At 72.0% G+C, this 22,362-nt stretch carries 17 protein-coding genes and 1 pseudogene; 13 read left to right on the forward strand and 5 right to left on the reverse strand.

The window, feature by feature from the left end; translation table 11 throughout:
* Positions 1 to 115 precede the first annotated feature (115 nt).
* Positions 116 to 562 (reverse strand): ATP-binding protein, encoded by a 447-nt coding sequence (locus ACRWNP_RS14800; RefSeq protein WP_431961671.1) that lies wholly within the window; start codon positions 560 to 562, stop codon positions 116 to 118.
* Positions 563 to 720: 158 nt separating this feature from the next.
* On the opposite strand from ACRWNP_RS14800, the gene ACRWNP_RS14805 reads away from it, so the two are divergent.
* Complete coding sequence (locus ACRWNP_RS14805) at positions 721 to 1,221, forward strand: metallophosphoesterase family protein (protein ID WP_431961672.1); 501 nt, start codon at positions 721 to 723, stop codon at positions 1,219 to 1,221.
* 21 nt (positions 1,222 to 1,242) lie between these two features.
* On the opposite strand, the gene ACRWNP_RS14810 is transcribed toward ACRWNP_RS14805, so the two are convergent.
* Together ACRWNP_RS14810 and ACRWNP_RS14815 are read right to left on the reverse strand one after the other, a co-directional pair.
* On the reverse strand, positions 1,243 to 2,865 hold the full coding sequence (locus ACRWNP_RS14810; RefSeq protein WP_431961673.1) for a hypothetical protein: 1,623 nt from the start codon (positions 2,863 to 2,865) through the stop codon (positions 1,243 to 1,245).
* Between the two features lie 107 nt (positions 2,866 to 2,972).
* On the reverse strand, positions 2,973 to 3,167 hold the full coding sequence (locus ACRWNP_RS14815; RefSeq protein WP_018534760.1) for a hypothetical protein: 195 nt from the start codon (positions 3,165 to 3,167) through the stop codon (positions 2,973 to 2,975).
* 377 nt (positions 3,168 to 3,544) lie between these two features.
* Here ACRWNP_RS14815 and ACRWNP_RS14820 point away from each other — a divergent pair, with 377 nt between their 5' ends.
* From ACRWNP_RS14820 to opcA, 3 genes are read left to right on the forward strand one after another with little or no spacing between them, the layout of a single operon-like run.
* The gene (locus tag ACRWNP_RS14820; protein ID WP_431961674.1) at positions 3,545 to 3,958 is read left to right on the forward strand and encodes an ankyrin repeat domain-containing protein; all 414 of its coding nucleotides are present in this window, start codon (positions 3,545 to 3,547) and stop codon (positions 3,956 to 3,958) included.
* Positions 3,959 to 4,009: 51 nt separating this feature from the next.
* Entirely contained in the window at positions 4,010 to 5,545 is a 1,536-nt protein-coding gene (gene zwf, locus ACRWNP_RS14825; protein ID WP_431961675.1) for a glucose-6-phosphate dehydrogenase, read from the forward strand.
* Positions 5,542 to 6,537: a glucose-6-phosphate dehydrogenase assembly protein OpcA gene (gene opcA, locus ACRWNP_RS14830; RefSeq protein WP_431961676.1), complete on the forward strand. Its 996-nt coding sequence runs from the start codon at positions 5,542 to 5,544 to the stop codon at positions 6,535 to 6,537. Before zwf ends, opcA begins: the two co-directional genes overlap by 4 nt.
* A 346-nt stretch (positions 6,538 to 6,883) precedes the next feature.
* On the opposite strand, the pseudogene ACRWNP_RS14835 reads toward opcA, so the two are convergent.
* Together ACRWNP_RS14835 and ACRWNP_RS14840 are read right to left on the reverse strand one after the other, a co-directional pair.
* A pseudogene (locus ACRWNP_RS14835) lies at positions 6,884 to 7,351 on the reverse strand (hypothetical protein); the annotation flags it as partial.
* Between the two features lie 81 nt (positions 7,352 to 7,432).
* On the reverse strand, positions 7,433 to 8,173 hold the full coding sequence (locus ACRWNP_RS14840; protein ID WP_431961677.1) for a DUF4328 domain-containing protein: 741 nt from the start codon (positions 8,171 to 8,173) through the stop codon (positions 7,433 to 7,435).
* A 629-nt stretch (positions 8,174 to 8,802) separates the two neighbouring features.
* On the opposite strand from ACRWNP_RS14840, the gene ACRWNP_RS14845 reads away from it, so the two are divergent.
* The 9 genes from ACRWNP_RS14845 to ACRWNP_RS14885 all read left to right on the forward strand — a co-directional run bounded on the left by ACRWNP_RS14845 (position 8,803) and on the right by ACRWNP_RS14885 (position 22,289).
* A complete protein-coding gene (locus ACRWNP_RS14845) occupies positions 8,803 to 11,232 on the forward strand; it encodes an ABC transporter permease (protein ID WP_431961786.1) in 2,430 nt (809 codons plus the stop codon).
* Positions 11,233 to 11,496: 264 nt separating this feature from the next.
* Complete coding sequence (locus ACRWNP_RS14850; RefSeq protein WP_431961678.1) at positions 11,497 to 12,417, forward strand: carbohydrate ABC transporter permease; 921 nt, start codon at positions 11,497 to 11,499, stop codon at positions 12,415 to 12,417.
* 2 nt (positions 12,418 to 12,419) lie between these two features.
* A complete protein-coding gene (locus ACRWNP_RS14855) occupies positions 12,420 to 13,364 on the forward strand; it encodes a carbohydrate ABC transporter permease (protein WP_431961679.1) in 945 nt (314 codons plus the stop codon).
* Positions 13,365 to 13,479: 115 nt separating this feature from the next.
* The gene (locus ACRWNP_RS14860) at positions 13,480 to 14,823 is read left to right on the forward strand and encodes an ABC transporter substrate-binding protein (protein ID WP_431961680.1); all 1,344 of its coding nucleotides are present in this window, start codon (positions 13,480 to 13,482) and stop codon (positions 14,821 to 14,823) included.
* 136 nt (positions 14,824 to 14,959) lie between these two features.
* Positions 14,960 to 16,030: a LacI family DNA-binding transcriptional regulator gene (locus tag ACRWNP_RS14865; protein WP_431961681.1), complete on the forward strand. Its 1,071-nt coding sequence runs from the start codon at positions 14,960 to 14,962 to the stop codon at positions 16,028 to 16,030.
* Positions 16,031 to 16,178: 148 nt separating this feature from the next.
* Positions 16,179 to 17,927 carry a glycoside hydrolase family 35 protein gene (locus ACRWNP_RS14870; protein ID WP_431961682.1) on the forward strand — a complete coding sequence of 583 codons (1,749 nt, stop codon included), beginning with the start codon at positions 16,179 to 16,181 and terminating at the stop codon, positions 17,925 to 17,927.
* Positions 17,928 to 18,542: 615 nt separating this feature from the next.
* On the forward strand, positions 18,543 to 19,319 hold the full coding sequence (locus ACRWNP_RS14875; protein WP_431961683.1) for a hypothetical protein: 777 nt from the start codon (positions 18,543 to 18,545) through the stop codon (positions 19,317 to 19,319).
* A 122-nt stretch (positions 19,320 to 19,441) separates the two neighbouring features.
* Complete coding sequence (locus tag ACRWNP_RS14880) at positions 19,442 to 20,002, forward strand: AMIN-like domain-containing (lipo)protein (RefSeq protein ID WP_431961684.1); 561 nt, start codon at positions 19,442 to 19,444, stop codon at positions 20,000 to 20,002.
* Between the two features lie 247 nt (positions 20,003 to 20,249).
* Positions 20,250 to 22,289 (forward strand): DUF1996 domain-containing protein, encoded by a 2,040-nt coding sequence (locus tag ACRWNP_RS14885; RefSeq protein WP_431961787.1) that lies wholly within the window; start codon positions 20,250 to 20,252, stop codon positions 22,287 to 22,289.
* Positions 22,290 to 22,362: the final 73 nt, after the last annotated feature.

The raw sequence follows: 22,362 nt of genomic DNA on the forward strand, positions 1-22,362 counted from the left end.
TGGTGCGGGCCGGCGTTCCACGGAACCGGCGTGGCACCCATGTGGCCCGCGGCCCGCTGAAGCCGGGTCCGCGCGGCCCTGTCCGGGCCGCCGCTGTCGCCCATGTCCCGTGCGCCTACGACGCCGGGCTGGTGACCCCCGCGACGGGCCGCTGGAGCGGCGCGAGTGGGCGCGTGGTCACCACCCGGCGGCCGCGCTCGTCGTCGTGGATGCAGGTGGACCCGGCCAGCCGGCGTACGATCTCCAGCCCGCGGCCGTGCTCGTCCGGCGGGGTGCTGTCGGAGGAGGCCCCGTCGTGGTGCCGGGCCTCGCCGCTGTCGGTGACGGTGATGACCAGGCCGTCGTCGTGCATGCACAGGCGGATCGACATCTGGGCCCGGCCGTGGCGCGCGGCGTTCGCGGCGAGCTCGTCGACGATCAGCTCGGCGGCGATGCGGTCCTCCGCGGCCAGTCCCCACAGCCCCAGCAGCTCGGACGCGAAGTGCCGCGCGGCGCCCACGTAGGCGGGCTCGGCGGGCTGAACGAGTTCGGCCGAACGGGTGGGGGTGGTGTCACCGCACATGACGTGTGGGCCCTTCATCGATGAGGCCCGCGGTCCCGGCGACCGCGGGGTCGCCCCACCGGCCACGCCGCCCCGCGCGGCACGCCGCGACGTCGGCCTCCCTTCCGGCCGCCGTGCCCGGCACCGCTCCCGTCCCCCCGCGCGGATAGCGTGAACGTGTGCGTCTTCTTGTGATGTCCGATACACACCTGCCCAAACGTGCCAAAGAGCTTCCGGCCGAACTACTGGACCGGATTCCCGAGGCCGACGTCGTCCTCCACGCCGGCGACTGGGCCGACACCGCGACCCTCGACCTGCTCCAGGCGAGGTCCCGCCGGGTGATCGGCGTGTACGGCAACAACGACGGACCCGAGCTGCGGGAGCGGCTCCCCGAGGTCGCGCGGGCGGAGCTGGGCGGGCTGCGCTTCGGGGTCGTCCACGACAGCGGCCCGGCGCAGGGGCGCGAGCGCCGCTGCGCGGAGCGCTTCCCGGATCTGGACGTCCTGGTCTTCGGGCACAGCCACATCCCCTGGGACAGCATGGCGCCGGGCGGGCTGCGGCTGCTCAACCCCGGTTCGCCGACCGACCGCAGGCGTCAGCCGTACTGCACCTACCTCACCGCCGAGGCGGCCGGAGGCGCGCTGACCGAGGTGCGGCTGCACGAACTGCCGCGGCGCTGACCCGCGCGGCGGCGGTCCGGATCACTGCTCCAGCGCCGGGTCGCCGGCCGGCCGGACCGCGCCCGAGGGCTCGGAGACCCTGACCGGCCCAGGGGCCTCGGCGGTCTCCACCTCCCGCTCCCCGGCCTCCGTCCCGGGTGCGACGTCCGCGGGCGGCAGCAGCGCCATGACCGCCTGGCGGTGCCCGTCGCTGGCGTCCTCGTCGTAGGGGTCGGGGGTCGCCGGAACCTGCACCCGGAGCACCGGCCCCGAGCCCAGCCGCACGTAACCGCGGCCCGGCGGCACCTCCGTGGCCGACGTGGAGCACTGGGGCGCGCCGAGCACCGCATGGGTCTGCTCCGCGGTGACCGCGCCCAGCAGCACCCGGGCCCTGGTCTGGGCGATGACCACCTGGGAGAGCGCCTCGGCGCCGTCGAGGTGGTCGGCGACGGCGACGGTCACGCCGGCCGCGCGGCCGTGCCGCAGCGGGATCTCGAGGAGATCCTGCGGGTCGGGGCGGCCCTCGGCGTGCGCGAGCTGGCTGAGCACCGTCGGCCGGTCGACGAGGATCCACAGCGGGCGCCGCACGTCGTCGGGTGCGGTGCGGCCCGCCTGCCGTGCCCGGTTGACGGCGATCAGGCGGCGCTCGGTCTCGTGCGCGGCCCACTCCAGGGTGGCCAGCGTGCCCGCGAGGCCGCTCTCGACGGCCATCACGCCGGGCCGGCCGGTCAGGCACGCGTATTCGCCGGTCCCGCTGCCGTCGACGACCAGGACGTCGCCGTCCGGCAGTGCCTGGAGCGCGATGGAGCGCAGCAGCGTGGTGGTGCCCGTGCCGGGCTGTCCGAGGGCGAGCAGGTGCGGCTCGGTGGAGCGCGGGCCGGTGCGCCAGATCACCGGGGGCGCGTCCCTGAGCCCCTCGCCGTCCTCGACCGGGACGGTGCGCTGCACCGCCTCGGGGTCGGTGAAGCCGAGCACCGTCTCGCCGGGGGAGGTGACGAAGCGCTGCGCGGCGATGCCCGTGGGCAGCGGGGGGAGTGCGGTGAGGGTGAGGTGGTTCTCCTCCTCGTTCCACTCGAAGCGGTACTCGCGGCCGCGCCCCACCTTGGCGTGCAGCACGTGCTCGACGCGGGCCCTGGCCGTGGCCTCGCCGTCGGTGAAGTAGGCGGGGTACCTGAGGTTCAGGCTGACCAGCCGCCCGTCCTCGAAGGTGTAGGCGCCGAAGGCGTTCTCCCAGCTGCCGTCGTGGGCGTAGAGCGGGTTGGGGTCGTCGGCGACGGACAAATACGGCACCAAAGCCTCGTACAGCGCGGTCAGCCGGTCGCCCTCGGCGCCGCTCGGCCCGGTCGGCGCGGGAGTGCGGTCCCGCCCCATCCAGCCGGCGGAACCCATCCAGGCGGCGACCATCAGGTAGGCCCCGTAGGGCAGCAGGACCAGGACGAGGAAGGCGGCCCCCACGGAGGCCAGCAGCGCCGGTCCGCGCCGGTCCTTGGGCGTGTTGCCCCACCAGTCGCGCGCCCAGCCGGCCTGACGGCGCAGTCCGCGCGCGATGACGAAGAGCGGGTGGAGGACGTCCGTGGTGCTGTCGACGGCGGCCCGCGCGAGCTCACGGCCGCGGGAGAGCGAGGGGCGGCTGCTCAGGAGGGCGGAAAGGGGGCGCCGGACCACGGGGAGCTCCAGAGGATCGTTGCGGGGAGGTACGACGGAACGGAACGGGAAGGGCCCGGTGCGGAGCGGCGCCGGGCCCGGTGGATCGGCCGTGCGGAACGGCCGCGCTAGAACTTGATCCCGCCCAGGAGGCTAGCCAGGCTCGCCCCGCCGGCCTTGATGCTCGGGGCGATGGCGGTGCCCGCGAGGTAGAAGCCGAAGAGGGCGCACACGAGCGCGTGGGAGGCCTTGAGTCCGTCCTTGCGGAAGAACAGGAAGACGATGATTCCGAGCAGGACGACGCCTGAGATGGACAGGATCATGGGGGCTACTCCTGTGTGATGGGGACTGTCACCATGAGTTGTTCCAGAATTACAGATAGTAATATGTTCTGAAAAGAGGCAAATGGGTGATTCATAGGGAAGTTCACCCTTTCGGCTCTGCCGAACTGTTTCTTCCGGCGCGATCCTCGCCGGTCGTCCGGCGTGCCATGTGGCAGGCCCCGCCGATGGAGCAGCGAAGTCGCCCGTTCGAGTGATCAAAATCGTTAAGCTTCGGCCATGGCTTCTGCGTGGTCCCCGCATCCGTGCCGTCGCGCACCGGGACACGCCCGGCGAGGCCGGGGCGGTCGAGGCCGCATAGGGTGGATCACGAACGGTCCCGGCCGCGCATGGCGACCAGCCTCTCCCAGTGAGGAACGATGAGCGAGCCGACCCCGCAGAACGACCTGGCGCAGGACCCCGGCGTCCTGCGACTCGCCGCCAAGATCTTCGACCTGGCCCGCCGGGGCGGCACGGAGACCCTGGCGGCCTACGTGGACGCCGGTGTGCCGGCCGACCTCACCAACGACAAGGGCGACACGCTCATCATGCTCGCCGCCTACCACGGCCACGCCGGCACCGTGGCCGCACTCCTGCAGCACGGCGCGGACCCCGACCGCGCCAACGACCGCGGTCAGACGCCGCTGGCCGGTGCCGTCTTCAAGGGCGAGGACGAGGTGGTCCGCGTCCTCCTCGAGGGCGGCGCCGACCCTGCCGCGGGCACCCCCTCGGCCATCGACACCGCCCGCATGTTCGGCAAGGACGCACTCCTCGAACTCTTCGGCGCCGCATGACCCCGGGCGCGCCACGACGACCGCCGCACCCACGATGAAGAGAAGTGGACCATGACGGAAACCGACAGCTGGAACAATCCGCTGCGCGATCCATCCGACCGGCGGCTGCCACGCATCGCGGGCCCGTCCGGCCTGGTGATCTTCGGTGTGACGGGCGACCTGTCCCGCAAGAAGCTGATGCCCGCCGTGTACGACCTGGCCAACCGCGGGCTGCTGCCGCCGGGCTTCTCGCTCGTCGGCTTCGCGCGCCGCGACTGGGCGGACGAGGACTTCGCGCAGGTCGTCCACGACGCCGTCAAGGAGCACGCGCGCACCCCCTTCCGCGATGAGGTCTGGACGGAACTGGCAACCGGAATGCGCTTCGTGCCCGGCGACTTCGGCGACGACCACGCCTTCGACGCCCTCCGCACGACCGTGGAGGAACTGGACAAGGCCCGGGGCACCAGCGGCAACTTCGCCTTCTATCTCTCGGTGCCGCCCAAGTTCTTCCCCCTGGTCGTGCAGCAGTTGAAGAAGCACGGGCTGTCCGACCCTCCCGCGGGGTCCTGGCGGCGGGCCGTCATCGAGAAGCCCTTCGGCCACGACCTGGCCAGCGCCCAGGAGCTCAACCGGGTGGTCCACCAGGTCTTCCCGCCCGCAGAGGTCTTCCGGATCGACCACTACCTGGGCAAGGAGACGGTCCAGAACATCCTGGCGCTGCGCTTCGCGAACACGATGTTCGAGCCGCTGTGGAACCGCTCCTACGTGGACCACGTGCAGATCACGATGGCCGAGGACATCGGCATCGGTGGCCGCGCGGGCTACTACGACGGGATCGGCGCCGCACGCGACGTCATCCAGAACCACCTGCTGCAGCTGCTCGCGCTGACCGCGATGGAGGAGCCCGCGGGCTTCGACGCCAAGTCCCTCGTCCAGGAGAAGCTCAAGGTCCTCCAGGACGTCCGGTACTCCGACGACCTGGGGGCGCACACGGTCCGCGGCCAGTACGCGCACGGCTGGCAGGGCGGCCAGGAGGTGCCCGGCTATCTGGAGGAGGACGGCATCGACCCCGAGTCCAGGACCGACACCTATGCCGCGATCAGGTTGGGCATCGACAACCGCCGCTGGGCGGGCGTCCCCTTCTACCTGCGCACCGGCAAGCGCCTGGGCCGCCGCGTCACCGAGATCGCGGTCGTCTTCCAGCGCGCCCCCCATCTTCCCTTCAGCCACAGCGACACCCAGGAGCTGGGGGAGAACGCCCTGGTCATCCGCGTCCAGCCGGACGAGGGCGTCACCGTGCGCTTCGGCTCGAAGGTGCCGGGGACGTCGATGGAGATCCGGGACGTGACGATGGACTTCGCCTACGGCGAGTCCTTCACCGAGTCCAGCCCGGAGGCCTACGAGCGGCTGATCCTCGACGTGCTGCTCGGCGACGCCAACCTCTTCCCCCGGCACCAGGAAGTGGAGGAGTCCTGGCGGATCCTGGACCCGATCGAGGAGTACTGGGACCGGCACGGCGAACCGGAGCAGTACACCGCCGGTACCTGGGGTCCGAAGGCGGCGGACGAGATGCTCGCACGAGACGGCAGGAGCTGGCGCCGGCCATGAACATCGACCTGACCGAGACCACCTCAAGCAAGATCAACTCCGCGCTGATCAAGGCACGCAGGGCCGTCGGCAGCCCGGCCGTCGGCATGGTGCTGACCCTGGTCATCGTCACCGACGAGGGCAACCACTACGACGCCCTCAAGGCCGCCTCCGACGCCTCGCGCGAGCACCCCTCGCGCATCCTGGTCGTCATCAAGCGGCCCGGCCGCTCCCCCCGCGACCGCCGCGGCGCCCGCCTCGACGCCGAGGTCCGCGTCGGCGGCGAGTCCGGCACCGGCGAGACGGTGCTGCTCCGCCTGCACGGCGAACTCGCCGACCACGCCCACAGCGTGGTCCTGCCGCTGCTGCTGCCCGACGCCCCCGTGGTGGTGTGGTGGCCGGTCGACGCGCCCCCCAACCCCGCCGCCGACCCCCTCGGCGCGCTGGCGCAGCGACGGATCACCGACGCGTACGCCGTCGAGCAGCCCATGGAGGAACTGTCGACCCGCGCCGCCGGCTACACCCCCGGCGACACCGACCTCGCCTGGACCCGGCTCACGCCCTGGCGGTCCATGCTCGCCGCCGCGCTCGACCAGGCCCGGGCCACGGTCACCTCGGCCGTCGTCGAGAGCGAGGCCGACAACCCCAGCGCCGAACTCCTCGCCCGCTGGCTCGGCAACCGCCTGCGCGTGCCCGTCGACCGCGTCGTCACCGACGGTCCCGTCGTCACCGCGGTACGGCTGCGCACCCCGGACGGCGACATCGACATCGACCGCCCCGAGGGCCCGCTGGCCACCCTCACCATCCCCGGGCAGCCCAACCGGCACCTCGCGCTGAAGGTCCGGCCGACCGCCGAGCTCATCGCCGAGGAACTGCGCCGGCTCGACCCCGACGAGATGTACGCCGCTTCGCTGCGCCACACCGACGTGGCGGAGCCACCCCGCCGGGCGAGGACCACCGCGCGCAGCACCAAGAAGCGGCCCACGCCGGCCAGCGCGGAGGCCGCCCAGTAGACCGACTGCCGCAGCAGCATGCCGGGGGCGGCGCACACCGCCGGGAGGATCAGCACGGCGGCCGTGGTGAACAGGTAGCAGACCACCACGGTCAGCGCCGACTCCAGGTGCGCCCGCCACCCGGCGCGGCCCCCCCGAAGGTGGAGCGCGCGTGCAGCTCGGTGGCCAGCACCGCCCTGGCCACCGTCACCACCGCGTTCGCCAGGGCGACCGGCACCCGCCCCGACAGCGCCATCAGCACCCCGGAGGACACCAGCCCCACCCCGCCGCCGCACACGGCGAAGCGCACGAACGCGGCCGGGAAGACTGGCCGGTTCCGCCGACAGCGCGCTGACCGCGCGCCGGCACGGTCGTGGCGACCTGCCAGCCAACGCTCAGCGTCGGGCAACGCCCTCCGCAGCGCCTCCTTCGCCGAGACCTTCCGTTCCTGGACGAAGCCGGCGCGCATCACGTACGGGTCATCGGTATAGCCGACCCTCTTCGCCTCCCACGCGGCAAGGAGGTCCGCGACCGGAGCGTCGCGTAGGGATGACCGTGCGGGTCGTGGAAGACCACCGCCGTCGACCTCCAGCACGACCACGAAGTGGTCGCCACCGTCGGCGGTGGGTGTGTCCGGCTGGTGGAGCAGTAGCCCCATGTCGACGGGACCGACCAGCACCGGACCGCGGGCGGAGGCCTCACGCAGCCGCTCTTCCGCCTCCTCCGCGGTACCGCCGGCCGTACGCGCGCAGCGCACGCCGAGCAGGGCGATGGCCGCGTCCAGACCCTGATCCGGGTCCCAGCCGTAGGGGTCGAACAGCGTAGGACTTCGCCCGCTGCGCAAGATCGTCGATGTCCACGACCGGGGAGCGTGGGGCCCGCCACTGACATCAGCCGACCGTGGACGGTTCCACGGTCAGGACAGGGCGAACGGGCCTTCCGTGGCCTTGCGGTGCTGCATGGCCGTGAGCTTGCGGACGAACAGGATGGCGAGGACCGCGGCCAGGATGTCCACGGCGTCCGCGGCGATGGCGAAGCCGGCGGCGTCGCGGAGGTCGTCGGCGTACACGGAGTTCTCGTTGGTGACGAGTGCCGACAGCAGGTGCAGCAGTTGGACGGCCACCCATGCCCCCCACCAGTACGCGACGGGGCCCGAGTCGGCGGGCCGCAGGCGGCCGTCCTGCGTGGTCTGGGAACTGGCGACCCAGGTCTCCCGGGCGATCCTGGACGGGATCCAGAAGAAGGCGATCGGGATGAACCAGCCGCCGATCGCCCACCCGCGACTCTTCTCGAACCCCTTGGGGGCGAACACCTCGCCGTTGGAGCGGACCCGGTGGAACCAGACGATGAAGACGACGCCCGTCGCCACCAGGGCGAGGAGTTGCAGGGCCGCGGCGTTGCCCGTCCACAGGTCGGAGCGGCTCAGCGCGGACTGGTCGACGGTGGCGAGTTCGTCGGCGACCGCCGTGCCCATGAGGGCGTAGCGACCGGCCTCCGCGGCGATCGCGAGCACGTCGACCACGATCACCAGCGACAGGAGCACCACCACCGCGGTCGCCAGACCCAGCGGGGAACGGAGCACGGAGGTGTTCGCCGGGAGCCCGGCAGGCGTGGGGTACGGGGCGCCGGGCGGCGGCCCGACAGGGTTGAGCGACATGGGATCCCCCCCAGGGACAGAGCATGGAGACGCGCTCGCCGAGCGGCGGGCACGAGGACATTACGGCAGAAGATCTTGGCGAGTCCACATCATTGACGCGTGATCGCCGCCTTCGGCCCGGTCACGATGCCCTGCGCGCAGGAACGGGCCTCCCGCCCGCCGGTTTCCACCGGGGAGACGACGGGTGCCGAAAAGCCCCGCCGACAGCAGGTCCACGAGCCGGTCCATCGAGGCCGCGGCCCGCTGGGCGCAAGTAATGCGAGGGTCGAGAAGCTTCGCCCGGAGGTCCGCGGCGCCCGGGGTGGCCGCGGGTTCACGCGCGGGCCCGGCGGTTCAGTCGTCTCCACCATTACCAGCGTCGACACTCCTGCCACTGTGTACCCGCCCCCTCCGCACGCCGCATCAGGTCGCCTTGATCAGGCGTTATGTCCATCCTTTGGAGGAGATGGGGTGGAACTGCGAGCACACTGCGCTGACACCTTGTGTGTAGACATTGAGTGTATAGACGGCGTGTATATTCGCTGCATGTTCTTCGACCCGTTCCGCCATCCGCTCGCGCCGCCCCAGGCCGCGACCCGCAACCGCCGATCCGTGTCGCACGACGGCATGCCGTGCCCAGGGGGCCCCGCATGAGCCGTCACGGCACTGGGGACGCGCCGGGGCGCATCCGCTCGGCGCTGCGGGACCTGGGGCTCGGGATGCGCCTGGCGGGCTCCGGAGGCCGCGAGGGGTGGATCAGAACGGCCCTGACCGCGGTGGGAGTCGGCCTCGGTGTGGCCCTGCTGTTCCTCGCCGCCGCGGTGCCGAACGTACTGGACGCCCGCGAAGAGCGCGGCCACGCGCGGGAGACGCCGAACTTCGAGAGCGAGGTCTCGGTGCGGCGCGGGGACACGACGTTCCTCTGGTACGACGCCGACACCGAATTCCGTGGCGAGGCCGTCGGGGGGCGGTTGCTGCGTCCGGACGGTCCGGGTGCTCCGCCGCCGCCGGGTGTGGCGCGCATTCCCGGGCCGGGGGAGATGGTGGTGTCGCCCGCTCTGCGCGAGCTGCTGGGTTCGCCGTCCGGGGCCCTGCTCAGGGAGCGGCTCGGCTACCGGATCACGGGGACCATCGCGGACCGGGGGCTACTCGAACCGGGGGAGTTGCGCTTCTACGCCGGGAGCGCGGCGCTCACCAGGGACGGGGGCGCGATCAGGTCCGCGGGGTACGGCCATGACCCCGGCTCCGGGCGTTTCGATCCGCGGCTGGTGGTGCTGGTCGCGTTGATCTGCGTGGTCCTGCTGGTGCCGGTGGGTGTCTTCGTCGCCACCGCCGTCCGGTTCGGCGGTGACCGCAGGGACCGGCGGCTGGCCGCGTTGCGGCTGGTGGGCGCGGATGTCGCGATGACCCGTCGTATCGCGGCGGGTGAGGCGCTGTTCGGTGCCGGGCTCGGGCTGCTGGTGGGGACCGGGCTGTTCCTGGGGGCGCGGCGGCTGGCGGGTTCGGTGCGGTTGTGGGGCGTGAGTGCGTTTCCGGCTGATGTGGTTCCTGATCCGGTGCCGGCGGGGCTGATCGTGGTGGCGATCGTGGTGGGGTCGGTCGCGGTCACGCAGTCCGCGTTGCGGTCGGTGGTGATCGAGCCGTTGGGGGTCGTGCGGCATGCCGGGCTGCGGCCCCGCCGGTTGTGGTGGCGGCTGGTCGCTCCTGTCGTGGGGGTCGGTGTGCTGACGGTGACGGGGTCGGCGGACGAGGAGCTGGGGTCGGGCGGTGTGTATCCGATCGTGGTGGGCGCGGTGTTGGTCCTGGTGGGGCTGACCGGGCTGTTGCCATGGCTGGTGGAGGCCGTGGTGAGGCGGCTGCGCGGGGGGCCGGTGGCGTGGCAACTGGCGGTGCGCCGGTTGCAGTTGAGCAGCGGGACGGCGTCACGGGCGGTGAGCGGTATCACCGTTGCGGTGGCCGGGGCGATCGCGCTGCAGATGGTGTTCGGGGGTATGCAGGAGGACTTCGCGACGTCGTCGGCTCCGAGGGCCGCCGGGTCGGGGTCCGCTCGTGCCGGTGCCGTCCGCGCGGACTTCGGTGTGGCCACTGCTTCGGGGAGTGTGGGTTCCCCGGCGCTGGCGGAGCGGCTGGCCGGGGAGTTGCGGCAGGTCGAGGGTGTGCGGCGGGTGGTCGCCACGGTTTCGACGTATGTGAGCCGCCTGGATGGGGGTGGGGGGCCCGGGTCGGTCACCACGCTCACGGTGGCCGGTTGTGCGACGCTGCGGTCCCTGGCCTCGTTGCCCTCGTGCCGTGACGGTGACACCTTCGTGGCTCATCAGCCGGGGACGTCGCGGCGGGCCCGGCAGGAGAATCTCCTCACCGACGAGGTCGCCGGGCCGGGTGCGCGGATGGATCTCGACGCCGTGTCCGACGGTGTACCGGAGGGCGTCCCGGAGGGTGAGTTGTGGACGCTGCCGGTGTCGGCCCGCGCGGTGGTGGCGGTGCGGGATCCGGTGGGTGACGTGCACGACGGCATCCTGGCCACCCCGGGGGCGCTGGCCGGGCACCGGTTGCCGCGGGCGTCGACCTCCGCGTGGGTGGCGGTCGACCGCGGTGTTCCGGACGCGGCGGAGCACTTGCGCAACGCCGCGGCGCGGCTGGATCCGACGTTGCGGGTCCACGGGCTGGTGAATGTGCAGCGTGACCGGCAGTACTCCAGTGTGCAGACGGGTCTGCGGATCGGTGGGACGCTGACGGTGGTGCTGATCGCGGCGGGGTTGCTGGTGGCGCAGATCGAGCAGTTGCGGGAGCGCAGGCGTTTGCTGTCGGTGCTGGTGGCCTTCGGTACGCGGCGCGGGACGCTGGCGTGGTCGGTGTTGTGGCAGACGGCGGTGCCGGTGGTGGCGGGTACGGTCGTGGCGATCGCGGGTGGGCTGGTTCTGGGCCGGGTGTTGCTGGGGGTCGTGGTGAAGCCGGTGCGGGACTGGTGGGTGTTCCTGCCGTACGCCGGGATCGGTGGGGCGGCGGTCCTGGCGGTGGCGGTGCTGAGCCTTCCGGCGTTGTGGCGGATGATGCGGGCGGACGGGCTGCGTACGGAGTGACCGTGGTGCCGCCGGTCCGCTTCGCGGGCCGGCGGCAGTCGGCTTCGGCTCTTGGAAGGGCCGTTGGCGTGTGGGGACGGTCTTGCGGGTGCGCGCCGGGGGGAACCGCGTCGGCCTCTTGACGTGTCCTGATGGGCGGTGCCAACATCGCGTCCATCAATGTTTGCGTAAACGTGCGCCGACCGCGGTCGCTGATGTTTGCGCAACCATCCCAGTCCCGCCCGTTGCGGCAGGGCCCCGCACGACGATGTGAAGGATGGGATCATGGCTGCCGTACCGCCGCCACCGGGCACCGGCCGGACCGCTCCTCCCCGAGGACGCCGGGGCCGGCGCTGGCTGGGATGGGGCTTCGTGGCACCGTTCATGATCGTCTTCGCGCTGGTCTTCCTGGCGCCGATCGGTTACTCGATCTACCTGAGCCTTTTCCGCGACCGCCTGATCGGCGGGACCTCCTTCGTCGGCCTGGACAACTACGTCCAGGCCTTCCAGGACGGCCAGTTCTGGTCCGGTCTCGGCCGCGTCGCGCTGATCCTCGCCGTCCAGGTGCCGATCATGCTGTTCATCGCGCTGCTGGTCGCCATCGCCCTGGACAGCGGGCGGCTGCACGGCCGGAAGTTCTTCCGGATCACGATCTTCCTGCCGTACGCGGTCCCGGCCGTCGTGGCGACGCTGATGTGGGGCTTCATGTACGGCGACCGCTTCGGCCTGGTCGCCGACATCAACGACACCTTCGGTGCCTCGCTGCCGAACCCGCTCTCGCCCAGCCTGGTGCTGGCGAGCATCGGCAACATCGTGACCTGGGAGTTCGTCGGCTACAACATGCTGATCTTCTACTCGGCGCTGCACGTCGTGCCGCGGTCCCTGTACGAGGCGGCCGAGATCGACGGCGCGAGCCAGCTGCGGATCGTCACCTCCATCAAGATCCCGGCGATCCGCGGGGCGCTGGTCATCGCGACGATCTTCTCCGTCATCGGCAGCTTCCAGCTGTTCAACGAGCCGAGCATCCTCAAGCCGCTGGCGCCCAATGCCATCACGACGTACTTCACACCGAACCTCTACACCTACTCGCTGTCCTTCTCCGGGCAGCAGCACAACTACGCGGCGACCGTCGCGATCGTCATGGGGGTCGTCACGATGATCACCGCCTACGTCGTGCAGCTGCGCGGCATGCGCAAGGAGGCCTGACGATGGCCCAGGCGAGCACCCAAGCCGGCGTCCCGGCCCCGCGGCGCGAGAGCGGCGGCGCCGCACCGTCCGGGCGTCCGGCGGGCCGGCGGCACTCCGCGGACCGGCCCCGGCGCAGTGTCCTGCTCACCGTCCTGACCGCGCTCGTCGCGGTCTACACCCTGGTCCCGCTGGCCTGGCTGGTGATCAGCGCGACCAAGACCCAGAAGAGCCTGCTGGACTCCTTCGGGCTGTGGTTCAGCGGTGACTTCGCGCTGTGGGACAACATCTCGCAGACCCTCACCTACGACGACCACATCTTCGTGCGCTGGCTGCTCAACACCCTGCTGTACGTGGCGCTGGGCGCGGGCGGTGCGACCTGCCTGGCCGTACTGGGCGGCTACGGCCTGGCGAAGTTCGACTTCCCGGGCAAGCGCGCGGTGTTCGCGGTGGTGATCGGCGCGGTGGCCGTGCCGGGCGCCGCCCTGGCCGTGCCGACGTTCCTGATGTTCAGCAAGATGGGCCTGACCAACACGCCGTGGGCAGTGATCGTGCCCTCGCTGATCTCGCCGTTCGGCCTCTACCTGATGTGGGTCTTCGCCTCCGAGGCGATCCCCGACGAGCTGCTGGAGGCCGCCCGGGTCGACGGCTCGGGGGAGATCCGCACCTTCTTCCGGATCAGCCTGCCGCTGCTGGGACCCGGCATCGTCACCGTGCTGCTCTTCACCGTGGTCGCGACGTGGAACAACTACTTCCTGCCACTGATCATGATCAAGGACCCGGACTGGTACCCCCTCACCCTGGGGCTCAACGCCTGGAACGCCCAGGCCGCCACCGCGGGCGGGCAGCCGGTGTTCAACCTGGTGGTCACCGGCTCGCTGCTGACCATCGTGCCGCTGATCGCGGCCTTCCTCCTCCTGCAGCGCTTCTGGCAGTCCGGGCTCGCCGCCGGCAGCGTCAAGGAATGATCACCGGCGCCGCGGCGGCGCCGTACCCACCCTCCCCCTGCGGTCCCGCGCCCGGCACACCGTGCCCTGGCGACGGGTGGTGCCGCAGACCATCACCACAACGAAGTGAGATGCGATGACGAACAAGCCATTGCGCCGTTCGGCGCAGGGGATCGCGGTGCTCTGCGCCGCGGCGCTGGCCCTGACCGCGTGCGGTTCCTCTGACGACTCCGGCTCGGGTGCCAAGGCCGCGGACGCGGGCAGCGTCGAGGCCGCGCTGAACAAGGGCGGCACGGTGACGGTGTGGGCGTGGGAGCCGACGCTGAAGCAGGTGGTGACCGACTTCCAGGCCACGTACCCGAAGGTCAAGGTGAAGCTGGTCAACGCGGGCACGGGCAACGACCAGTACACGGCGCTGCAGAACGCGGTGCAGGCCGGTTCCGGGGCGCCGGACGTGGCGCAGATCGAGTACTACGCGCTGAGCCAGTTCGCGCTGGGCAAGTCCGTCACCGACCTCGGCCCGTACGGTGCCAAGGACCTGTCCAAGGCGTACTCGCCCGGCCCGTGGAACTCCGTCGCCGTGGGCGGCGGTGTGTACGCGCTGCCCATGGACTCCGGGCCGATGGCGATGTTCTACAACAAGAAGGTCCTCGACAAGTACAAGATCGCGGTTCCCACGACCTGGGACGAGTACCTGACGGCGGCCCGCGCCCTGCACAAGGCCGACCCGAAGGCGTACATCACCAACGACACCGGTGACGCCGGGTTCGTCACCAGCCTGATCTGGCAGGCCGGGGGCCATCCGTACACGGTGGACGGCACCAAGGTGAACGTCGACTTCGGCGACGCGGGCACGAAGAAGGTCACCGAGGTCTGGCAGAAGCTGATCTCCGAGAAGCTCCTCGCGCCCATCGCGTCCTGGAGCGACCAGTGGTACAAGGGCCTGGCCGACGGCACGATCGCCACGCTGTCGACCGGCGCCTGGATGCCCGCCAACTTCGTCTCCGGCGTGCCCTCGGCGTCCGGTGACTGGCGTGCCGCGCCGCTGCCGCAGTGGCAGGCGGGCCAGAGCGCCAGCGCCGAGAACGGCGGCAGTTCGCTGGCGGTGATGGAGGCCGCCAAGGACAAGCCGCTGGCCTACGCCTTCGTGAAGTACGCGAACAAGGACGCCGGCGTCCAGGCCCGCATCAAGGGCGGCGCCTTCCCGGCCACGACCGCGGACCTGAACTCCCGGGCGTTCCTGGACACCGAGTTCCCCTACTTCGGCGGCCAGAAGGCCAACGAGATCTTCGCGAAGTCGGCGGCGGACGTCGTCAAGGGCTGGTCGTACCTTCCGTACCAGGTGTACGCCAACTCGATCTTCAACGACACCGTCGGCAAGGCCTATGTGTCCTCCACGCCGCTGTCGGACGCCCTGGGCACCTGGCAGGACGCCTCGGTCAAGTACGGCAAGGACCAGGGCTTCAGCGTCGGTGGCTGACGCCCCGTCGAGATCCGCGGCCGGTGCCCGCGGCTCCCCCACGGGGGAGCGCCGGTGCCGGCCCGGGGGCCCGCGGACGGCCGGTCCGCGCAGCTGCGCCCCCCTAGACTTCTGACCACCAACGGCTGTGAAACGTATGAGGTGTACGACGCACGTGGACGGGACCGGACAGAGCTCTGCGGCGGGCGCGCAGCGGCGGCGGCGCGGTGCGTCGATGGCCGACGTGGCCAAGCTGGCGGGCGTCTCGGCGCAGACCGTCTCCCGGGTCTCCAACGGCTTCCCCGGGGTGCTGGAGGAGACCCGGCGGCAGGTGCTGGCCGCGATGAAGGAGCTCGGTTACCGGCCCAACAGCGCCGCCCGCGCCCTCAAGCGCGGTGAGTTCCGCACCATCGGCGTCATCCTGTTCAACCTCTCCAGCACCGGAAACATGCGCACACTGGAGGCGGTGGCCTCCTCCGCGGCCCGTGAGGGTTACGCCACGACGCTGCTGCCGGTCACCGCGCCCACGCAGGACGGGGTCCGGGGCGCGTTCACCCGGCTCGGTGAGCTGGCGGTGGACGGCGTCGTGATGATCATGGAGGTCCACCTGCTGGACGCGATGACGGTGGCGCTGCCGCCGACCGCTCCGGTGGTCGTGGTGGACTCCGACGCCGGCGACCGGTACTGCGTGGTCGACACCGACCAGGCCAGCGGCGCGCGGGCGGCCGTGGAGCATCTGCTGGGCCTCGGCCACGGCACGGTGCGGCACATCGCCGGCCCGGAGGAGTCGTTCGCCGCCGAGCGCCGCGTGGGTGCCTGGCGGGCGGCCCTGGAGGCGGCGGGGCGCGAGGTGCCGCCGCTGCTGCGCGGCGACTGGTCCGCGGAGTCCGGCTACGAGGCCGGGCTGCGGATCGCCGGGGACCCCGGCTGCACCGCGGTGTTCGTCGCCAACGACCAGATGGCACTCGGGCTGCTGCGAGCCCTGCGCGAGCACGGCCGGCGGGTGCCGGAGGACGTCAGCGTCGTGGGCTTCGACGACATCCCCGAGGCCGCCTCGTACATGCCGCCGCTGACGACGATCCACCAGGACTTCGCCGAGGTCGGCCGGCGCTGCGTCGACGGGGTGCTGCGGCAGATCCGCAACGACGAGGCGGAGCGGGGCACCACGCTGGTGCCCACCAGTCTGGTCGTGCGCGCCAGTACCGCCCCGCCGCCACACGGCCGCTGACCTTGCCCCGGAAGTTTCCCGCGGTCACCGCACCATCGCGATGGCAACGCAAACATCCCGTCACGGGGCGTCCCCGCCGCACACCGGCGAACGCCCCGTGACCGCACCGCACGCACCAGAACTCGACTCCACTGGAGGAGCACGGCCCATGCCCGTACTGCGGATCGAAGGGAACGAATTCCGCCTCGGCGGCGAACCGTTCCGCATCATCTCCGGTGGCCTGCACTACTTCCGCGTCCACCCCGCCCAGTGGCGCGACCGGCTGCGCAAGGCACGGCTGCTCGGACTCAACACCATCGACACCTATGTGCCGTGGAACCTGCACCAGCCGCGACCGGGGACCTTCCGTGCCGACGAAGGCCTGGACCTGCCGGCCTTCCTGGAACTCGCGCAGCAGGAGGGCCTGCACGTCCTGCTACGCCCCGGCCCGTACGTCTGCGCCGAGTGGGAGGGCGGTGGACTGCCGTCCTGGCTGCTCGCCACGCCCGGCATCCGGTTGCGTACCGTAGACCCGCGCTACCTGGCGGCGGTGGACGACTACCTGGACCGGCTGCTGCCGCTGGTCGTGCCCTACCTGTCCACCAACCAAGGGCCCGTCCTGGCGGTGCAGGTGGAGAACGAGTACGGCGCCTACGGTGAGGACCCCGTCTACCTGACGCACCTTCAGGACAAGCTGCGTGACGGCGGCGTGGACGTCCCCCTGTTCACCTGTGACCAGCCCGCCGACCTCGCCCGCGGCAGCCTCCCGGGCGTCCTCGGCACCGTCAACTTCGGCAGTCGCCCCGCGCAGGGCCTGGCCGCGCTGCGCGAGCACCAGGGCGACGGGCCGCTGATGTGCACGGAGTTCTGGAACGGCTGGTTCGACCGCTGGGGCGGCGTGCACGTCGTCCGCGACGCCGCGTCCGCCGCCGCCGACCTCGACGAAATGCTGTCGGCCGGCGCCAGCGTCAACCTGTACATGTTCCACGGCGGGACCAACTTCGGCTTCACCAACGGCGCCAACGACAAGCACACCTACCGGCCCACCATCACCTCCTACGACTACGACGCGCCCCTGGACGAGGCCGGCGACATCACCCCCAAGTACCTGGCCTTCCGCGACGTGCTCGCCCGGCACACCACCGTCCCCGGCGAGCCCCTGCCCGAGCCGTCCAAGAAGCTGAACCTCCTCGGCGTCCCGCTCACCGGCAGCGCCCCGCTGCTCGGCTCCGCCGACCGCCTCGGCGAGGCGGTGACCGGGCCGCGCCCGCTGACCATGGAGGAACTCGGCCAGGACTTCGGCTTTGTGCTGTACGAGACCGCGCTGCGCGAGCCGGGCCCGGCCCTGCTGCATTTCGCCGGGATCGCGGACCGGGCGCAGGTCTTCCTCGACGGCGCCCCGGCGGGCGTCCTCGAACGCGAACTGCACGAGAGCGCCCTGGCCGTCACCGTGCCCGCCGGCGGAGCCACTCTGACCGTCCTCGTCGAGAACCAGGGCCGCGTCAACTACGGGCAGGGCATCCACGACCGCAAGGGCCTCACCGGGACCGTCACCGCGGGCGGCATTGAACTGACCGGCTGGAGCAGCAGGCCCCTGCCCCTGGACGACCTGTCGGGCCTGACCTTCACCACCGGCGGCCCGCAGCCCGTGGGACCCGCCTTCCACCGCGGGGAGTTCGAGGTGGAGCAGCCCGCCGACACGTACCTGGACCTCACCGGCTGGACCAAGGGCAACGCCTGGATCAACGGCTTCGCCCTCGGCCGCCACTGGTCCCGAGGCCCCCAGCGCCGCCTCTACGTCCCCGGACCGGTCCTGCGCGCCGGCACCAACGAACTCGTGGTGCTGGAACTCCACGCGACCGCCCGCGCGACGGCCGACCTGCGCGACACCCCCGACCTCGGCCCGACCGAGGAGTGAGCGAGGAGTGACCGAGGCCTGAGCCCCGCCGCCCCGCCGCCCCGCCCCGCCGTCCCGGTACCCCGGACGGCGGGGCGGCGCCGCCGGCCGGGCCGGCTCGTCATGGCGGCGTCCGCCCGCCCTTCAGACGAGGGCGGCTGCGATCATTGCCGGCGGCCGACCCACCTGTTCGGCCGCACCACGTGCCCGGCCTGCGCCGCGGGCTTCTGCGTTCCGGAGCGGATCACGGCCTTCGTGCACCCGTGACGCACGAGCCGTACGGCGTCTGCATCTGCCGCGCGGGAAGAGCAGCAGACCCACAGGTCGGCGGTCTCCCTCCACACGCGGCCGGCGAGGCGGCGGACGGCGGCCCCGACCACGGGTCGCGCCTGTCCATCGGGGGGGAGCCGGTGGGACGGCTCCGGTTCCGCGGGCAACCGAACGGCGCCCCACCTGGTTGGAACAGGGGTGAGGAGTTCAACCGGGACAGGAGCGCGATGGCAGGGGCCCGTCGTACGCGGTTCGCGGAGGTCCGGACCGGGCGGCACAGAAACTCCGGGGAGAGCCCGGGGTGCACGTACGTGAGGCGCCGGTCGACGCGGGGACGTCTCGGCGGGTGGATTGGGAGTGAGGAACATGCGCGCCGCGCCTGACGAGCAGTGGCACGAGACGGAACAGGCGCTGCGCCGCCTCCTGCGCGACGGGGTGCCGCAGCCCGCGACGCCCGCCGACCGCATGAGGCAGATCCGGCGGCGTGTGCAGCGTCGCCGGAGGCGCCGTGCGGCAGCGGCCGGGGCGGCCACGGCGGTGGCCGCCGTCGTGGCCTGCGTGGCCCTCGTACCGGGGCTGCGGCCACCGGGTGACGTACAGCCGGCGGCCGCGGCCCCCGAGCGGCAGCGTGCCCTCCCCACCGCGACGCCCCCGGCCGGCACCACGCGGCTCCTCAAGACGGTCCGTCTCCTGCACGGGGCCGGACTGATCCTGCAGGTACCGCGAAGCTGGCACAGTCTGTCCGTCGACGACCGCGCCACGGCGACGGGTTTCGTCTCCTCACAGCCCCTGAGCCGCCCGTCACGCGGCTTCTGCCCCGACCTGGCCGATGACGCGCTCCCCGCCTGCGTGCCACTGAAGGCTCTGGAGGAAGGCGGGGTGCTGCTGTCGTTCCGGCCCGCCGTGACGGGTAAGGCCGGCCTGGCGACGCCGCTGCGGATGGGCGAGCCGGTACGCGCCGGGAAGAACTGCCGGATCCTGAGGGGCGACACGGAGATCGTCGCCTGGGGGAGCGGTCGCGCAGCCCCGTACGGCAAGCCCTTCGAGGTACGCGTCAACGTGTGCCTGCGCGAACCGTCGGAGGCCACCCTCGCCACGGTCACGCAGGTCCTGGGAACGGCGTTCCCCCGTGTCGCCGGCTGACGCGAGCGCGACCCACGCGGCGAGTGCCGGCGGATATTTTCGGGGCGGCTCCACACAACCAAACCCTTGCCCGGCATGTCGTACATGACGAGAAAGCAGGAGCCGCGATGCAAGGGGGAACCATGCGTGCGAAACGATACGGGGCGGTGCTGGCCGCCCTGGTGATGACGGGTGCGGGGATGGCCGTGGCGGCGCCCACCGTGGCCGCGGCGCCCGCGGCGGCGTGCCCGACGGGCTGGGGCAGCCTCCCGAAGTCCGCCACCGACGCCGACTTCGGGCCGCTGACCGACATCAGGACCGGCCGCCACGAGTGCTACGACCGCGTGGTGTTCGACGTGCCCACCGCGGGCACGGACACCATCGGCTACACCGTGCGGTACGTCGCCGCCGTCCACCAGGACGGCTCGGGCCGGGTCATACCGGTCTCCGGCGGAGCGATCATCGAGATCAGGGTCGCCGCCCCCTCGTACGACCCGCAGACCGGTGCCGCGACCTACCCGGGCCGGGCGGGGCGGACGCTGCCGGGGGTCGACCTGACCGGCTACCGGACCTTCCGGGACGCCAGGTTCGCGTCGAGTTTCGAGGGTGACACGCAGGTGGGTCTGGGGGTCCGGGCCCGGCTGCCGTTCCGGGTGTTCCAGCTGTCCGACCGCCTGGTGGTCGACGTGGCCCACACCTGGTGAGGCGCGCGCCGGCCGCGCCCGGTGGCGTGGGGGCCACCGGACCCGGCCTGGGCGGAACCGGCCTTGACCCGTAACTCCTGTGCATTCCCGGGGCGGTTGAACACTCCGGGGGTGGGCTCCGTATGTATCGGCGGCTTGTCGTGTTCAGGCCGCCAATCATCAGGCGCGCAGGAGGGTTTCCTTGGTACGCAATTCGCGCAGACGTGCTACCGGTACACGTAGCGGCACCTTTGTGGCCGTCGCCCTGATGCTGGGAGGCGGAGTCCTTGTCACGGCGAACGTTTTCGCCTCGGCGACCGAGGGTGACTCGTCGGGCCAGACCGCCCGGACGACCTCCGCGGGCCAGGCGCTCACGGTCGACTGCCCCGACGTCGGCACGCAACTGACCTCCGTGCCCGAACAGGCGAAGGAGGACGTCGACAAGGAACTCGCCCTGCTGGACAGCCAGATAGCGGAGGCCTACCAACGGCTGAAGGAGACGTCGGCAGCCCAGCAGCAGGACCCCGGCTTCGTCGACAACGCGATACTGGGCCCGCTGAAGGACAAGCGCGCCGCGACGATCGCGCGCATCCTGCAGGCCATCGACCGGGTGGGGGACCCCCCGCAGGGTGTCGAGGGCCTCGCGGGGTGCACGGTCCGCGCCGCCGACGCCCAGGAGGGCCGGCAGGGCCAGGAGGGGCAGCAGGGCAGTCCGCAGCCGTCCACGGGCGACGGCGGCCAGAACGGCCAGGCCGGCCAGGGCGCCCCCGGCGACCAGGGCGGCGGTCAGGCCAATGCCGGGCAGGGCGGCAACGGCCCCGTCGCGGCGGACTTCGCCGACATCATGAGCGTGAGCCCGAACGCCCCGCGCGGCCCGCAGCCGTCGGACGCCTCCTCCGGCACGTTCTCCTCCGAATGCGGTGTCAACGCCAACGGCCTGTTCAACTCCGACAACATCATCGTCGCGCCCGGCGTGACCAACGGCGCCCATCACTTCCACGACTACATCGGCAACCAGTCCAACAACGGGCTCGCCACCATCGACGACCTGGCCAAGGCGGAGACCAGTTGCAAGGACCAGGGCGACAAGTCCTCGTACTACTGGCCCGTGCTGCGCGTGCAGGACGGCACCGTGGAGCGGGACGCCCAGGCGCCCGGCGGCGGCACCGAGGGCAACGCCGGGAAGATCGTGACCCCCAAGCAGGTCACGCTCACCTTCGTCGGCAACCGCGTCAGCAAGGTCACGCCTATGCCGCGCCTGCTGCGGATCATCACCGGCGACGCCAAGGCGTTCGTCAACGGGCCGGCCAACGCCAACGCGTCCTGGAGCTGTACCGGTCTCGAGGACCGGCAGCTGAAGGACAAGTACCCGCTCTGCCCCGACGGCAGCGACGTGGTCCGCACCTTCCGCTTCCAGAGCTGCTGGGACGGGCAGAACGTCGACAGCGCCAACCACCGAACCCACGTCGCGTTCGCCGACGCGGGCGGCAACTGCCCGCAAGGCTTCAAGGCCATCCCGCAGCTGGTCCAGCGCATCGTGTACGACGTCAAGGCGCCGAGCCTCCAGGACGGCGGGAAGACTGTGCCGCTGTTCGCGGTGGACTCCTTCCCCGAGAACCTGCACAAGCCGATCACCGACCACGGCGACTTCATCAACATCTTCGACGAGGGCCTGATGCAGCAGGTGGCCGACTGCATCAACCAGGGTCGCACCTGCGGCGCCGGCGACGACGGCGCGGAGGAGCCCGGCAACGGCGACGACAACGGCGGTGCGGAGCAGCCCGGCAACGGCGACGACAACGGCGGCACCGAGCAGCCCGGCAACGGCAACGACAACGGCGGCACCGAGCAGCCCGGCAACGGCGACGACAACGGCGGCACCGAGCAGCCCGGCAACGGCGACGACAACGGCGGTGCCGAGCAGCCCCCGGCGGACACCCCGGACGACGACCAGAACGGAGGCGGTGACACCCCCGACGCTCCCGTCACGGTGACGCCCAAGGCCGACTCCACACCTCCGGCGGACCAGGGCGACACCGCCACCCCGCCCGCCGGCGGCCACGAGCACCACGGCGAGCAGCAGGGCCAGCAACAGGGCGGGCAGCAGGGCCAAGAGCAGTCGGCGGCGCCCGGGCAGACCCCCGCCCCCGGCGGGTTCGCCCCGAGCCCCGCGGGACAGGCGGGCCAGCAAGCGATCAACGGCGGGCTGGCCGACACCGGGACCAACCTGTGGCCGGCCGGCCTCGGAGCGGTCCTCGCGATCGCGGGATTCCTCCTGCTCCGTCACGTGAAGCGCGGCTCGCTCTAGCCCCGCCTTCCACGCCGCCGCAGTGAAGTCCCTTGTGGCGACCGGGTGCATCGCCCGGTCGCCAGGGGCGTTG

Origin of the sequence: Actinacidiphila sp. bgisy160, from assembly GCF_965342435.1 — a bacterium.
Taxonomy (GTDB): domain Bacteria; phylum Actinomycetota; class Actinomycetes; order Streptomycetales; family Streptomycetaceae; genus Actinacidiphila.

Bases quoted from the DNA above. Each gene is read 5' to 3' on its own strand.
- ACRWNP_RS14800 (WP_431961671.1), bottom strand. From the start codon at position 562: ATGTGCGGTGACACCACCCCCACCCGTTCGGCCGAACTCGTTCAGCCC.
- ACRWNP_RS14815 (WP_018534760.1), bottom strand. From the start codon at position 3,167: ATGATCCTGTCCATCTCAGGCGTCGTCCTGCTCGGAATCATCGTCTTC.
- ACRWNP_RS14820 (WP_431961674.1), top strand. From the start codon at position 3,545: ATGAGCGAGCCGACCCCGCAGAACGACCTGGCGCAGGACCCCGGCGTC.
- zwf (WP_431961675.1), top strand. From the start codon at position 4,010: ATGACGGAAACCGACAGCTGGAACAATCCGCTGCGCGATCCATCCGAC.
- opcA (WP_431961676.1), top strand. From the start codon at position 5,542: ATGAACATCGACCTGACCGAGACCACCTCAAGCAAGATCAACTCCGCG.
- ACRWNP_RS14840 (WP_431961677.1), bottom strand. From the start codon at position 8,173: ATGTCGCTCAACCCTGTCGGGCCGCCGCCCGGCGCCCCGTACCCCACG.
- ACRWNP_RS14845 (WP_431961786.1), top strand. From the start codon at position 8,803: ATGAGCCGTCACGGCACTGGGGACGCGCCGGGGCGCATCCGCTCGGCG.
- ACRWNP_RS14850 (WP_431961678.1), top strand. From the start codon at position 11,497: ATGGCTGCCGTACCGCCGCCACCGGGCACCGGCCGGACCGCTCCTCCC.
- ACRWNP_RS14855 (WP_431961679.1), top strand. From the start codon at position 12,420: ATGGCCCAGGCGAGCACCCAAGCCGGCGTCCCGGCCCCGCGGCGCGAG.
- ACRWNP_RS14860 (WP_431961680.1), top strand. From the start codon at position 13,480: ATGACGAACAAGCCATTGCGCCGTTCGGCGCAGGGGATCGCGGTGCTC.
- ACRWNP_RS14865 (WP_431961681.1), top strand. From the start codon at position 14,960: ATGAGGTGTACGACGCACGTGGACGGGACCGGACAGAGCTCTGCGGCG.
- ACRWNP_RS14870 (WP_431961682.1), top strand. From the start codon at position 16,179: ATGCCCGTACTGCGGATCGAAGGGAACGAATTCCGCCTCGGCGGCGAA.
- ACRWNP_RS14875 (WP_431961683.1), top strand. From the start codon at position 18,543: ATGCGCGCCGCGCCTGACGAGCAGTGGCACGAGACGGAACAGGCGCTG.
- ACRWNP_RS14880 (WP_431961684.1), top strand. From the start codon at position 19,442: ATGCGTGCGAAACGATACGGGGCGGTGCTGGCCGCCCTGGTGATGACG.
- ACRWNP_RS14885 (WP_431961787.1), top strand. From the start codon at position 20,250: ATGCTGGGAGGCGGAGTCCTTGTCACGGCGAACGTTTTCGCCTCGGCG.